The organism is Variovorax sp. JS1663, assembly GCF_002157355.1.
In the GTDB taxonomy this organism is placed as follows: domain Bacteria; phylum Pseudomonadota; class Gammaproteobacteria; order Burkholderiales; family Burkholderiaceae_C; genus Variovorax.
In genome coordinates this window covers 1-14,460 of record NZ_LYMK01000056.1, presented here as the reverse complement: position 1 = coordinate 14,460, position 14,460 = coordinate 1, and the positions used below count along the sequence as shown (strand labels likewise).

Genomic DNA, 14,460 nt, shown 5'->3' with positions numbered 1-14,460 from the left:
TTCACCAAGGAATGCGCCGGGTCCAGATGTCGCGGTACATCGCCCAGTCGCCCATGAAGCTGTACAGCGGCCGCTTGAAGCTGGCCGGCCGGTTCTTCTCGAACGCGAAGTGGCCGACCCAGGCGAAGCCGTAGCCGCACAGCAGCCCGTACAGCAGGTACTGCGGCCGCCCGGTCGCCACCAGCATCGCCAGGCAGACCAGGGCAAGCGTCGAGCCGACGAAGTGCAGGCGGCGGCAGGTCGGGTTGCTGTGCTCGCCGAGGTAGTACGGGTAGAACTCGGCGAAGCTCCTGAACGACTTCGGGTCGGTGGCCGCGGCAGGGGTGGTGGTGGTCATCGTCATGTCTCGCTCCTTTGCGCCATGCACCTGGCGTCCTGGGCCCCAAGATCCTCTTGGGTCCGACTCACAAAAATGCAGTCTGCACCAGGATGCGGCCCGTGGGTATCGTGCCGATCCCTTGTCCGCCGGCAGCTCGCGCAGGGATCGCTTTCAGGCCGTCGCGCCGTCGCCCCAGCCGCCGCGCACCGTCTCGACGAAGCGCCGCAGCTTCGGCGGATGCAGGCGCGCGTAGGGATAGATCAGGTAGCAGGGCAGCGGCGCCGCCTGCCAGTCGGACGTGAGCTGGACGAGCCGGCCCGCGGCGATCTCTTCGCCGAGCAGCCAGGTCGAGCCCACGCAGGCGCCCAGGCCCATGACGGCCGCGCTCTTGAGTGCATACAGGCTGTCGGTGCTGACGCGCGGCCGCATGGGGATGCGGCACTGCTCGCCGTCGCGGGTACGCGTCAGCGTCAGCTCGGTGCGGTAGTAGGTGCGCAGCGCGAGCCACGGCAGGCTCCCGAGCTCGGAGGCATGGCGCGGCCGCGGCTTGCCTGCGGGCAGCACCGACGGCGCGGCCACCACGATGCGCGGCACCTCGGCAAGCTTGATCGCGACCACGCCGGGGTCGCTGACCTCCCCCACGTGGATCGCGCAGTCCACGCCATCGCCGATGAAGTCGGGCTGCCGGTCGTTCAGTAGCCAGTCGACGCTCACGCGCGGGTAGCGGCGCACGTAGTCGGCCAGCGGCTTCACCAGCAGTTCCTGGCCGAAGGCGTGCGGCACCATGACCCGCAGCGTGCCCTCGGGCTCGCCGTCGCCGCGCAGCTCGGCCTCGAAGGCCTGCCAGTCCGCGAGCAGGTCCTTGGCGCGCGAGAAGCAGCGCTCGCCGTCCTCGGTGAGCTTCAGCGCGTGCGTGGAGCGCCGCAGCAGCCGCACGCCGAGCTGCTTCTCGAGCGCCTGCAGCCGGCGGCTGACCGTGGGCTGCGTGGTGCGCATCTGCGTCGCCGCGGCCGACAGGCTGCCGGCCTCGACGATCTGGACGAAGGTGTTCATCAGCTCGATCCGGTCGGATGGCGGGGGCGACGAGGTCGAGGACTCTTTCATACGCTGATCGTATAGCCGTAGTGCGCACCTCGCCACTACCACTGAGCTCTCCCCGAGAGCACACTGGCGCCCTCTTGTTAGAACTCAGGGTAAATACTATGTCGTCCATTCAATCAGCGCATGCTGGATGCGCCTCGTCCGTGGCGCCCTCGGCAGTCCGAGAGCGCCTGCCTGGCTCGCTGGTGCTGCTGCTCGCCGCGAGCGCCGGACTCGGCGTCGCATCGCTCTACTACAGCCAGCCGATGCTGGGGGTGCTGGCCGGCGACATCGGCGCCTCGCCGGCGGCGGTCGGCCTCGTGCCCACGCTCACGCAACTGGGCTACGCGCTCGGCATCCTGCTGCTGGCACCGCTGGGCGACCGCTTCGACCGGCGCCGGATCATCCTGATCAAGGCGGCCGTGCTCTGCGCGGCGCTGCTGGTGGCCGGCGCGGCGCCCGGCATCGGCCTCCTGCTCGCGGCCAGCCTGGCGATCGGCCTGGCCGCGACGATGGCACAGGACGTCGTGCCGGCCGCGGCCACGCTCGCACCCGAAGCCCATCGCGGCAAGGTGGTCGGCACGGTCATGACCGGCCTGCTGCTCGGCATCCTTCTGTCACGCGTGCTGAGCGGATTCGTCGCCGAGCAGTTCGGCTGGCGCGCGATGTTCGTGCTCGCCGCCGCAGGCATCGCGCTGATCGGCGCCGTTGCATGGCGCGGGCTGCCGCGCTTTCGGCCGACCACGCACCTGCGCTACGTCGCGCTGCTCGCGTCGCTCGCGACGCTCTGGCTCCGGCACGGAGCGCTGCGCCGAGCCACGCTCTCGCAGGGGCTGCTGTCGATCGGCTTCAGCGCCTTCTGGTCCACGCTCGCGGTGCTGCTGCATGGCGCGCCCTTCCACCTGGGCAGCGGTGCGGCCGGTGCCTTCGGCCTCGCAGGTGCGGCCGGTGCGCTCGCGGCGCCTCTGGCCGGCCGCCTGGCTGACCGCCATGGCCCGAAGCTGGTCACGCGCCTCGGCGCGGCCGTCGTGCTCGTCTCCTTCTCCGCAATGGCGCTGGCCCCGCTGCTGGACACGCAGGCGCAACTGGGCCTGCTGGTGGTCGGCGCGATCGGCTTCGATCTTGGCTTCCAGGGCACGCTGATCGCGCACCAGACCCTCGTGTACGGCATCGAGCCCGGCGCGCGCAGCCGCCTCAACGCGGTGCTCTTCACCGGCATGTTCATCGGCATGGCCACCGGCTCCGCACTCGGCGCGTTGCTGTTCGCGCAATGGGGATGGATGGGGGTCGTCCTGCTCGCGGCAGGATCGGCGGCGGCTGGGCTGGTGGTGCGGCTGGTGCGACGCTCCTGATGAGCTTGCATCCATCAGCCGCCGGCAACCGGACCGTTCCAGCGTGTGAGCGCCTCTTTCGAGACCATGGCCGGTGGCGTGCCTGGGACGGGCACGCACTGTCGGTGAAGGCGGACCCGCACGACCCGGATCCGAATCCGCTGATCGACAACTTCCCCGACGCCCTGCGCCACCGGGTGCGCGTCACCACGCCAATGGTGCGCAGGGGCTGGCTGGCGCGCGGACCGGGCCCCGACCCGATTCGATGTCGCCCTCCCGGATGCCGCGCGCGGCGGCGGCCGACGGATGCAGGGTGCAGACCTCGCGGCCGCGGCGCTTGGCGGCCTGGCTGTGCGCGCCGAAGTCGCGTCCGGCTGTTCAACGAGATCGGCGCCTGCCTGGCCAGCGCCCACCTGTGCGCCGGGATGCGCGAGGACGTGGTGCAGTTGCCCACCGGCGCGTGGTACGCGAGCGCTACGACGGCACGCTGCCGCCGATTCGCGCCTACGAGCCGCCAGGCGTCACGGCAGGCTGCCCACCCGGATCCGCGTCCCGTTGTTGAGCGTGTCCGGATCGTCCAGCCGCACCGGGTCCACGTAGCCATCCATCAGCGAGCGCCGGTACTGCGGATTGAGGTTGAACAGCTGCGCCAGCGCCTCGTCGTAGCCCATGCCGTCGCGCTCGCCCTTGGCCTCCGCCATGCGGCTGAAGCTGGAGCGCTCGCGCACCTGGCCGTCGACGATCCAGTACTCGGGCCGCGGTTGCGGATCGGGCTGCTGCTGCGGCGGGTTCGATGGCGGCGACGGCGTGGGTGCAGGTGTGGGCGTCGAGGCCGTCGGCGTGGGCGTGGGCGTTGCACCCGGTGCAGGCGTCGGGCTCGGCGCCGGTGCGCTCGGCGTCCGAACGCCCGGCGTGATGCCCGCGGCCTGCGCCTTGTTCTTCTCGTGCATCGACCACTCTTCCGCCAGCACGCGGCCACCCACCGCCACGCCCAGCAGCACCAGCGGCGGCCAGCCGCGGCGGATCCAGCCGTCGGACACCTTGGTGGGCGTCACCTTGGCATCGCCCAGCGGTGCGTTGACGTAGTTGGTCACGCGCGAGTGGTAGACCCGCGGGCCCATCTTGCGGTTGGAGGCGTACTCGTCGAGGTAGTCCTTCTGCGTGCCGCGGAAGATCCCCACGTCGGTCAGCACCTTCAGCAGTTGCGGCACGGCCAGGTCGGGCTGCCCGGCCTTGAGGTAGATCACGCCCTGCAGCGCATCGGCGATGGTCATGCCGATGGTGCCGCTCGAATCGCCCCATGACGAATACTGCGGCAGCCGCTGCACGAAGGAAGGCTTCACCATCGGCTTGCCGTCCGCATCCACGCCCGCGTGCCTGACCGCGTCCGGGTTGCCCAGGCCCTTGAGGACGCGCACGAACCACGCGTTCTTGTCGGTCGCCTTGTACACCGGCACCGGCTTGCCGTTCTTGCCCAGCGGGACGGCGGTCGGGTCGGGCGTGCTGCCCGCCGGCGGCGGGGTCTCGCCGCGCTCGGTGATGTCCAGCCCGCGCTTCGCCTTCTGGATGTTGGCGTAGCGGCCGGCCACGGTGGCGCCCAGGCCGGTGGCGTTGCCGATGGCGTAGTGCAGGCTGCCCTCGTTGCTGATCCACTGGCGCGTGCCGTCGAGCGTGGTGATGTTCCAGGTCCACTGCTGCGCGGTGCCGTCGAAGATCGGGTTGAGGTACAGGCGCGTGCCCGCCGAGTGGCTCAGGCCGAAGCTCAGCACCCGGGCGCCGAACAGCGCCTTGCCCAGGGGCGAGTTGAACGAGGTCAGCGCACCCGGGCTGCCGTCGAGCACGTCCTGCGAGCGCTGGTCCGCGGGATTGGCGCGCAGGGTCTCCGCCGCCATCTCGATGCCTTGCCGGTCCGCCTTCGGGATGCCGCGCAGCGCGCCACGCGCCCCGGTGGTGTGGCGCTGCACGGTGTCGAGCGGTATGCCTTCCAGCGTCTTCAGCGCGGCGTTGACGTTGCCGGCCTGCGTGCTCATCGTCTGCACGGCCTCGCGGTAGCGCGCGCGATCGGCACCCGGCACGTTGCGCAGCACGCGGCCGCGCCAGGCGCCGGCGTACTGGGTGCCGCGGCCCACCTCGGGCGCGGTCATCAGCAGCGCCATGTCGGCGGGATCGGCCTTGCCGGTCTGGAGCTTCTCCAGCGCTGCCGTGTACTGCTGCCGCAGCGCGGGCGGCACGCGGTTGGCCCAGCCGCGCTTGCCGATCAGCGGCCGCACGGCGCGCTCGGCCGCGCCCCGTTCCAGCGTGGCCAGCGCGGCGGCGTTGCCTGGGTCGGTGGCCAGGGTCTCCAGTGCCTGGCGGTAGTCGGCGCGGCCCTCGATGCCGCGGCGCGCCGCATGCCAGCTCACCAGCTGGCTCTTGAGCTGGAACAGCGCGGCCTGCCGCTTCTCCGGGTCGGCGATGTTCTCGATCTGCGCGAAGCTGTTGTCGTCCTTCGGGTTCAGGTGCTTCTGCAGGCGGATCTTGGCGGTCTGCCGCGCGCCGGCGACGCCGCCGCGGTAGAGGAAGGCATCGAAGGCCGTGCGCAGGAACACGTTGCGCGCGCCGATGTAGGTGCCCAGGCCGGCGCCGGCCATGCTCCAGCCCATCGCGCCGCCGCCCCAGCGCACCACCGCGTAGAAGGCGGCGCCGGTGCCCACGATGTAGGCCGTCGACTTGGCAAAGAGCTTGGCCTTGTCGCGCGTGGTGTAGACCTTGTCGTTGGCCTCCTTCACCGTGTTCGGGTCTACGAACTGCTCGCCGGGCTTCGGGGCGTGCGCCGCGTTGCGGTTGGCGATGCTGATGGGATTGACCGAGCCGTCTTGCTGCACGGCGACGATGCCGTCCACCTGGTCGTTGCGGAAGCTTCCGCTGGCCGCGACCTCGGCCATCTCGGTCTTCGGCCCGATCAGGCGCACGACGCCGGCCTGCGTGCTGCCGGTGTCGCGCGCATGGGCCGCGGCGGCCGCGCGCGCGGCCTCGAAGCTGGAGTAGACGTGCTGGCGGTCGAGCAGCGGGAAGCGCGCATCGGGCGCGCCCTGGTTGAGCGCGTTGGCATCCCGCGCGAGCACGTAGCGGCCGCCGACGTAGTCCGGTGCGCCGATGAAGCTGGGCGCCTGGCCGCGGGCCCACTGCACGAAGCGGCGGCGCAGCGGCACGTCGCGCGCCGCGTGGCCGTCGGGCGAACCGGCCGAGGCGAGGTACTGGGTCTGGTCGATGTCGGCCTGGGTCGGCAAGGCGGTGCTCGCGTCCAGATCGGCCATCGTGGCGGGGCCCGCGAAGTCGGGCCGCTTGTCGGTGAAAGTCGGAGTGCCTTCGAGCAGCTTGTCGATGTTGGGGCCGTTGTAGGCGACGCTGGTGGACTGGCCGCTCTGATGCTGCGGTGTGGCGTGAGTGGCCGGTTTCGCCGCGGGTGTTGCCTGCGGCTTGGCAGCCACGGGAGTCGTCGCTGCCGGTGCTGTTGCCGTCGGCGCCGTCGGCCTGACCGCGGCGGCCGCAGGCGTGGAAACCGGTGCCGGCGCAGCGGGCTGCCACGCGGCCGCGCGCGGATTGGCCACCGCGTTCGGCTGCAGATCGCCGGCGGCGTTGACCTCCACCGCCCCCATGATTTCGTCGGGCGTGGCCCGGCCGCGCTTGAACAGGGCGCCAGCGCTGTCGTGCGGCGCGACACGGTGCACCCAGGCGCCGCCCATCGCGGCCGCCGCGGCGCTGGCTTCCGCGAAGGTGGCGTAGCTGTTGTTGCGCTTGGTCTTCACGCCGGCGCCGTTCGCGACCGTGTCGTCCGGGCTCAGCTTCGACACGGCGAAGCGCACGGACGAGCCGGCGCCCGGCTCTTGCGTGAGGCGTGCCAGCGCCTCGGGCACCGAGGCCGGTGCGCCGGGCGCGGCAGTGAAAGCCGGCGGCCGCGCGGCCGGTGCCGCGGGCGTCACGGGCGGGTGGCCCGATCCTGCCGCGGCGGCATGGCCCGGCGTCGTGGGCGTCGCCTTGGCGGGCGCCACCGGCGGCTGGCCCTGGCCGTGGCTGCCGCCGCCGCCCGGGTTCTGCGCCGAGGCCTGCGCGTTGAGCTGGCGCACCGCGGCGATCCGGTGCGGCGAGCGCGTGAAGGGCGCATTCGCGACCTGGTCCTCGCCGCCCGCGGCCAGGGCCAACTGCTGCTGTTGCGGCTCACGCGCGGTGCCGCGCGCCGAGCCCGCGGAACCCGGCGCGCCCGGCTCCGGTCCGTCGCCGGAAGGACGCCGCAGCACCAGCGGGATCACCGGTGCCAGGTCCGCATCGGCCGGCGCTTCCGCGGCCACGCGCGGTGGCCCGTCCGGGTGCAGCGGGGTGACGTTGTCGGGTACCGGCTCCGCGGCGCGCGGCGGCGTTGCCGGTGCTTCACGGAACGGCAGCAGCGCCGCATCGGGGCCGGCGTCGGGCTGTCCCTCGTCGAATGCGTTCACGCCACTGCCGCGCCGGCTGTCCAGCGCGATCACGTTGGAGGCATCCGGCTCCGCCGCATCCGCCGTCGTGCGGCCGGGTTGCGTGAACCCGGCCTGCGTGGCCTCGTGCACCTGCGGCTTCATCGCGTTGTGCACCCGCAGGTAGCCCTTGGCGAACACCGGCGAGGCGAAGCCGCTCGCGTTCATGGCCAGCATCGCGAACTGGCTGCTGCGCTCGCCGGGCGCGAGCTGGTTCCAGTTGTCGTGCAGGTAGCGCGCGCCCTCCTCGAAGGCATACGCGCTGCCCAAGTCCAGCGGGCCGACCTTCTTCAGCACGCCCACCGGCAGCTTGGCGAAGGGCCGCGCCATGGCCGAGGCCGGCTGGCCCCAGTTCTGCGCGCTCTGCGAATAGCGCTGGAAGTCGGCGAAGTGCCTGCCGGCCAGCGCCGCGTTGCCGCCCTCCTTCCCGGCCTCCTTGAGCGCGGCCTGCAGCGCGTTGCGCGCCCGCATGGCCTGCACGGTGGCGCGGGTCGAGGCACCCACCACCGGCACGGCCGCGACCGAGAGGCCCAGGTTCAGCCAGTCCAGCCGCGCCTGGGTGCTGGTGAAGGGATTGGTGTCCTGGCCATGGCTGCCCTGCTTGTACAGGCTCTGGGCCGAGGTCACGGCGCCATAGCCGGCGGCCAGCAGCGTCAGCGAGCCCGCGGCCAGCATCACGCCCGGCGCCGACAGCGTGCCGAACGACCCGACCGTCAGCACCACGCCCGCGACCAGGCCCACGCCGCCCACCACCCAGTCGATGTGCGACTTGCGCCGGAAGGTCTCCCAGCCGGTCTCGGTGCGGGCATCGCCGGTGAAGAGCTTCACGTTGCCCCGGTCGTCCAGCGTGAAGTTGCCGTCGCTGGGCATCGCCAGCTTCACGCCTTCCACCGGCAGGCTGTTGTTGGCGCGGTAGTCGTCGAGGCTGTCGTAGGTCCAGGCCTGCTCGTCGACGAACTCCACCTCCTTGCCCTTCGGGTCGTTCTTGTTCTCGACCTTGAAGACGGCGGTCTTGACGATGCCGCCCTTGTCGTCGTCGAGCGCGTAGACCACCGGCAGCACCGTCACCTTGGCATGCTCGCCGCCGTCCTTGACGATCTGGTCGACGATCTTGTCGCGCATTTCCTTCTGTTCCTTGCCCAGGCCCCCGTAGAGGTCCTGGGTGCGGCGCAGGCGCTCGTTGGTGGCGGGCGCGTCGGGGTCCAGCTCGGTGGTCGGCTGCCAGCCCAGCGCATGGGCCACCACGTTGGCGAGATGGGTGCGGTTCTCCATCTCGGTGGCATCGCCGCCGTACTGCACGAAGTGGCTGTTGATGATGGACTGCGCCATGCGCGCCGGGTCCTTGTCGAACAGCTTGTAGAGCGCGCGCGGGTCGCCGTGCTGCTCGGGGCTGAGGTTTTCGGCGATGTACTGGTACTCGCGCGCCGCAGCCTCCTCGTTGGCGCCGGCGGCGAGCACACGGTCGGCGAAGCCGTTCTTGACCTGGGCCGCCTGCAGCGCCTTCCAGGTGTCGCTGCCGCTGTCCGACTGGCCCGGATGGGCCTTCTTCCAGTCGTCGTGCGCCTTCTGCGCCGCGTCCAGCTCGCGCGTGGCCACCTGCTTGTAGTGCTGGTTCCGAGCCGTGTACCAGTCGTTGCGCGCGGTCTCGGCCTTCGCATGCATCTCGTCGGCATGCTCGCGCGGCGGCTTGGCGTAGCTCGCGTTGGGCCGGCCGGCACGCTCGTTGGCCTCGAAGAGCTGGCGGTTGCGGTTGGCCTCCTGCCACAGCAGCACCGCATCGACCGCCTTCTGCTCGGCCAGCGCGATGTCGCGCTCGGCCTTCGCGTCGTCGCGCGCCTGCGTGAGCTGGGTCTTGTCGCCCCGGCCGGCATCGAGCGCACGCTGGGCATCGTCCAGCTTGCCGTTGGCATCGATCACCTTCTGGTCGACCGCCTTCTTGCGCGCGCCCAGGTCATCGCTGAAATTGAGTGTCGGTACCGGCTTGCCGTCCGGCCCGACGATGGGCGGCGCATCCGCGGGCGGCGGCGCGTCGCCGGCCATCTGCTTGCGCTCGTCGAGCACCTTGTCGCGCGCCGCCTGCGCCGTGATCAGCCGGCCGCCGCCGACCTTCGGGTCGGTGTTGGTGGCGTTCCACAGCTCGGCGGTGGCCGGGTTCATCTTGTACGTGCCCTTCTGCACCACGTAGTTGGTGAACAGGTCGCTCTGGCGGCCCATCACGTCCGAGTTCTTCTTGAAGGTGACGGTGTAGCCGCCGCCGCAAGGGTTGTAGCGGACCTCCACATCCTCCGGCTTCAGGCCCCGGGGCAGGCCCTCGGCCTTCACCTGGCCGTCCTTGCCGGGCACGATGTTCCAGGTCGGGTCGTAGTTGGCGGGGTAGATGTCGGTGGTGACGGTGTCGCCGTGGTTCCCGTTGTTGCGCTTCTCCGAGAACATGGTGAGCTGCGGCTTCACGAAGGTCGCCGCCGCGTACGCGTAGGGCGCGCCCAGGCGGGCCTGCTGCGCGTGCTCGAGCTCGAGCCGGGTCGCGTAGTCGCGCACGTCCAGGTCGAGCTGGTCGTACTTGTTCTGCGCCGCGTCGCGCTCGGCCTGGGTGGCCTTGCTGTCGGGCGCGGTCAGGCGCGTGACCTCGGCCTCCTGGTCCTTCAGTGCCTTGCGCGCAGCGGGCAGCTTGTTGTTGGTGATGTCCGCCTCATCCTCGGCCGTCATGGCGGGGCGGGCCTGGTCGGCCTCGCGCTGTGCATCGCGGGCCTTGGTCTTCAGGTCCTGCAGGTGCTTCGGGTCCACGTCCTTGCCGGCAGCCTGGTCGCGCTGCGCCTGGCGCAGGTCCTGCATGGCCTTGAGCGCGTCGGCGTTCCTCTGCGCATCGGTCTGGTTCTGCAGGGCCACGCCCATCTGCTCGGCCGTGGCCGAAGGCGCCCCCACGCCCTGCACGCCGGGCGGCGGCTTGGGGTTGGCCAGGTTGGCGCGGGTCGTTGCCACCGTGTTGTTGGCATCGGTCAAGGCCTTGTTGATCTTGTCCGTGTCGCCGGTGAAGCGCGCCGGATCGATCTTCGGGCCTTGCCCGCCGCTGCCGATCAGGTCGTTCTGTACCTCCTCCAGCTTGCGTGCGGCGCCGTCGGCATTCGCGTTGGCTGCATCGGCCTTCTTCTGCGCGGCCCAGAGGCGCGCCGTGACCGGGTTCATCTCGGTCTTGCTCTGCTCGCCGTTGCTCAGGTCGATGACGTAGTACCACTTGCCGTCGATTTCCTTGACCTGCTTGGCCATCTCGCTGCCGGGGGTGACCTCGAAGGTCCAGTCGTAGCCCTCGGGCAGCTCGGTGGTCTCGTAGTCGCTCTGCAGGAAGCCGCCGTGGTGCTTGACCTTGTAGGGCTGCGGCTGCTTGGCCTTCTCGGCGTCGTAGGCGGCCTTGGCGTCGCGCAGCTCGGCCGCGCTGTCGCTGCGCTCCAGCTCCGCGGCCGCATCGCCCTGCACCGCGTGCACGATGTCGCGGGCGTCGATGGCCAGGTCCAGCGCGTCCTGGGCCGCGGCGATCTTCTTCGGGTCGCCGCCGGCCTGGGCTGCCTGGTAGGCCTTGGAGGCCTCGCTGACCTCGAGGTCGGCCACGCGCACGTTGTAGTCGGCATTCGCCACGCCGATGAAGTGCTGCGTCTTGTTCGGGTCCTTGGGGTCGGGGGCGCTGCCGCCGTAGGTGCGGATCAGGCCGTCCAGCCGGTCGTTGGCCTCGTTGGATAGGCCGCGCAGGCGCGCGGCCTCGTCCTTGGCGTTCTGCCTGGCGGTGATGATGGTGTCGTTGCCGCCGGGGCCGTCGCCGAAGCTCTTCGCATAGGCCTCGGCCTTGTCGGCGGCGGCATCGGCCTCCCTGGCGGCCTGGCGGCCGTCGGCCACCTGCTTCTCGCCGTCCTTCTGCACGGTGTACTGCTCGCTGCGCAGCTGGCGCATCGCGGGGCTCTCGGACTTCACGGCGCCGCTGGCCTGGTCGACGTACTTGGCCATGTCCCCGGGGTCGAAGACCTGGCCCTTGTCGACCGCGGCGTTGAGCTTGTCGACCTGGGCCTGGACGGCCTTGTCCGGGTCCTGCCCCTGGGCCTGTGCCTGCACCGCGGCATCGCGCATGTCGTGCTGGGCGGCGGCCAGCCATTCGTCCACGGCCTGGTTCATCGCGGCCTTGTCCTCGGCCTTGGGCTCCTCCCCGCGCGCCTGCGCATCGAACACCGGCTTGGCGGCCTTCTCGGCCTTGTCGAGCAGGGCCTGGGTCTGCGGGTTCGCGGGGCGCTCGGCAGCGGGCGTCTTCGGCGGCGCGTCGTACAGGGCCACGGTCTTCTTCGCGGCGTCCACCTCGCTCTGGGCGGCGCGCGTGCCCTCCGAAGGATCGTTCTCCGCGCGGCGCTGGCGCACGTCGTCCAGCTTGGAGTCGGCCAGCGTCTTCTCCTTGTCGCGCAGGTTGGCGGTGGCCTCCTTCTTCAGCGCGTCGGTCTCGTCCTTGTCCGCCTGGGTGCGCAGCTTCTCGGCGTCGGCCTGGTCGGTCTTGTTCTTGCTCTGCGCGGCCTTGGCCTCGGCGGCCTCGGCGTCCTTGCGGGCCTGGTCGGCCTTCTTGCGTGCTTCCTCGGCGATGCGGCGCGCCTCCTCGGCTGCGCGCCGGGCCTCCTCGGCCGCTCGGCGGGCGGCCTCTTCCGCGCGTCGCCGTGCTTCCTCGGCGGCACGCAAGGCGGCCGCGTTGTCGATCGCGGCCTGGCCTGAGAGCTGGGTGGAACCGGCGGGTGCAACCATGGTGCTTGCCTTGTCGAAAATCGTTGGTGAACTACTCGATGCCCTGGGCCCAGCGCAGCAGCTTCGCCACGGGCGCGAACAGGGACCGGGGGATGGGCTGGTCAACCGGCACCTCGGCGTACAGGCGCTCGGCCAGCTGCGGCTCGAACTCCATCGGCACCAGGCCTTCCCCCGCATGGCGGCGGATCTGGGCCGCGATGTCACCCTCGCCGCGAGCGATGACGCGCGGCAGGTCGTGCTCGCCGAGGTACTGCAGCGCCACGGCGGTGCGGGCCGAATGGATGACGGCGGAGGCCATCCGCACGCGATCGCCCAGGCTCGCATACACCGCCTCGAAATGGGCCGAGCGCCGCCGCGACTGGTTGAGCGGGTCTCCCTCGATCTCCTTGTATTCCTGGCGGATCTCCTCGATGGACATGCGCTGCTGCTTCATGAACTCGTGGTGCTCGTGCGCGTAGTCGACCAGCGCCATCAGCGCATAGATCACCATGGCCCAGCCGAAGGCCACCAGCACCATGTGGGCCGAAGCGCTCATGATGGTGGCGGGGTACACGTAGCCCAGCTTCAGCGCCGTGCCGACGAAGCCGTAGAGCACCACGTACATCAAGGCCGAGAGCAGCAGCGTCTTCACGCTCATCTTCAGCAGGTTGACGAGGTTGCGCGTGGAGAAGATGCGCTTCAGGCCTTCGGCCGGGTTCAGGCGGTTGGCGTCGGGCTTGAGGCGCTCCCAGGCCGCCACGCCGCCGACCTGGAAGAAGGAGCCCACGATGCCGGCCACCGCGGCGATGCCCATCAGCGGCAGCGTGCTCCACAGAAGCGCCTCGCCGGTGTGCAGCAGCAGCTCGCCGAAGCGGTCGTCGGGCCTCGTCAGCAGCGCGGCACTGGTCGCATGCAGCCACAGCTCGCGCAGCAGGCTGAAGATGCGCTCCCCGCCCAGCCAGAGCGAGACCAGCACCACCGCGAACACGGTGGTGGAGGCCACGTCCGAACTGAACACCACCTCGCCGCGCTTGCGCGCGTCGCGCAGGCGCTTGGGTGTCGGGTCCTGGTCCTTCTCGGCCATCGCTACAACGTCGCCCGCAGGAAATCGAGCACCCCGTTCTCCGGCCGCAGGAACTCCTGCAGCGACTCGTACACGAGGTAGACGAAGAGCAGCAGCATCAGGTGCGCCAGCAGGCTCTTGAGCGGCTGCGAGAACACGAAGACGTTGAGCTGCGGCGCGACCCGGCTGATCAGGCCCATGCCCAGCTCCACCAGCAACAGCACCACGATGACCGGCGAGGCCAGCTTGACGATCCACAGGAACAGCGTGTCGCCCTGGCGGATGGCGAACTGCTCGAGCACCGCTCCGACGTTGGGGAAGAAGGACCCCACCGGCCACAGCCGGTACGAATCGACGATCACGCCCAGCATCGCCAGCAGGCCGCCGCCCGCGACGAAGAGCGTGATGACCAGCCAGCCGAGGAACTCGCCGGTGGGGCCGTTCTCGTGGCCGGCCACCGGATCGAAGAAGGACGCGTTGGCCGAGCCGGTCTGGAAGTCGATCAGGTCGCCCACGCTCTGGATGGCCCAGATGAAGATGCCGAAGCCCAGGCCCAGCAGCAGCCCGATCAGCGCCTCTTTGCCGGCGATCAGGATCCAGGTGCCGATGCCCGCCTCGGGCACCGGGCCGGCGGCCGGGGACATGAAGATCGCGAGCATCAGCAGCAGGCCGTTGCGCACGATGCCGGTCATCATCCCGCCCGAGAGGAAGGGCACGACCGCGAAGATGGCGAACAGGCGCGGCAGCGTCAGCACCACCGACGAGAAGAAGCTCTCGATGTGGGCGAGCTCGAGGCTGCTGTCCATGGCCCTACACCACCCGGCGCGCGGCCGCCCATTGCTGCGAGGCTGCTTCTTCGGATGCCTCGTCCTGGCGCTGTTCCTGCAGCGCTGCACGCTCGGCGCGTGTGCGGGCCTGCATCTGCTGTGCCTTCTCCAACTCGCCGCTGGCCTCGCGCAGGGCCTGGCGGCTGCGGGCCAGCGACTGCTCGCGCTGCGCGTGCTGCTCGCCGGCCTGCGCGGCAAGCTGCTGCGCCTCGACGATGCGCGCATCGAGTGCGGCGCTCCAGGCGCCCGCATGGCGAAGTTGGGCGACGTTGCATCGACCGCCTTCGAGCGCGCCCGCGGTGGCCTGCCAGTGCGCGGCCTTGCCCTGGATCTCCTGCGCGTGCAGGGCCTCGGCCTGCTGCCAGTGGGCTTGGCTCTGCGCGGCGGCCTCGCTGTCGCGCGCGACCACGCCCATGGCGGTCGTCTTCTGGCGCTCGCGCACGCCGACCAGCAGCTTCCAGTCGATGCTGTTGCTCATGTAGGGGCCTCGGTCGAGTTCGTCTTTGCGCCTGTTCCTAGGCAGGAGCCGGGAATTCGCCCCGGCGGGCGAGTCACTTTCTTTGCTTCGCCAAAGAAAGTAACCAAAGAAAGGCGACCCCACTGC

7 protein-coding genes are annotated in these 14,460 nt (G+C 70.8%); 1 reads left to right on the top strand and 6 read right to left on the bottom strand.

Annotation, left to right across the window (positions count from 1 at the left end; translation table 11 throughout):
• Position 1: 1 nt before the first annotated feature.
• Both A8M77_RS30460 and A8M77_RS30455 read right to left on the bottom strand, forming a co-directional pair.
• Positions 2-343: an Mpo1-like protein gene (locus A8M77_RS30460; protein WP_443273107.1), complete on the bottom strand. Its 342-nt coding sequence runs from the start codon at positions 341-343 to the stop codon at positions 2-4.
• Positions 344-490: 147 nt separating this feature from the next.
• Entirely contained in the window at positions 491-1,423 is a 933-nt protein-coding gene (locus A8M77_RS30455) for a LysR family transcriptional regulator (RefSeq protein WP_086925213.1), read from the bottom strand.
• A gap of 98 nt (positions 1,424-1,521) precedes the next feature.
• Between A8M77_RS30455 and A8M77_RS30450 the strand changes: the two genes are divergently transcribed.
• A complete protein-coding gene (locus tag A8M77_RS30450) occupies positions 1,522-2,751 on the top strand; it encodes an MFS transporter (protein WP_086925212.1) in 1,230 nt (409 codons plus the stop codon).
• 500 nt (positions 2,752-3,251) lie between these two features.
• Here the strand turns inward: A8M77_RS30450 and A8M77_RS30445 are convergent, their stop codons facing one another.
• The 4 genes from A8M77_RS30445 to A8M77_RS30430 are packed head-to-tail and all read right to left on the bottom strand — an operon-like array spanning position 3,252 to position 14,334.
• The gene (locus tag A8M77_RS30445) at positions 3,252-11,987 is read right to left on the bottom strand and encodes a DUF4781 domain-containing protein (protein ID WP_086925211.1); all 8,736 of its coding nucleotides are present in this window, start codon (positions 11,985-11,987) and stop codon (positions 3,252-3,254) included.
• Between the two features lie 31 nt (positions 11,988-12,018).
• Complete coding sequence (locus A8M77_RS30440; RefSeq protein WP_086925210.1) at positions 12,019-13,050, bottom strand: EscU/YscU/HrcU family type III secretion system export apparatus switch protein; 1,032 nt, start codon at positions 13,048-13,050, stop codon at positions 12,019-12,021.
• A 2-nt stretch (positions 13,051-13,052) separates the two neighbouring features.
• Positions 13,053-13,835 carry a type III secretion system export apparatus subunit SctT gene (sctT, locus tag A8M77_RS30435; protein ID WP_086925209.1) on the bottom strand — a complete coding sequence of 261 codons (783 nt, stop codon included), beginning with the start codon at positions 13,833-13,835 and terminating at the stop codon, positions 13,053-13,055.
• A gap of 4 nt (positions 13,836-13,839) precedes the next feature.
• Positions 13,840-14,334: a serine kinase gene (locus A8M77_RS30430; RefSeq protein ID WP_086925208.1), complete on the bottom strand. Its 495-nt coding sequence runs from the start codon at positions 14,332-14,334 to the stop codon at positions 13,840-13,842.
• Positions 14,335-14,460: the final 126 nt, after the last annotated feature.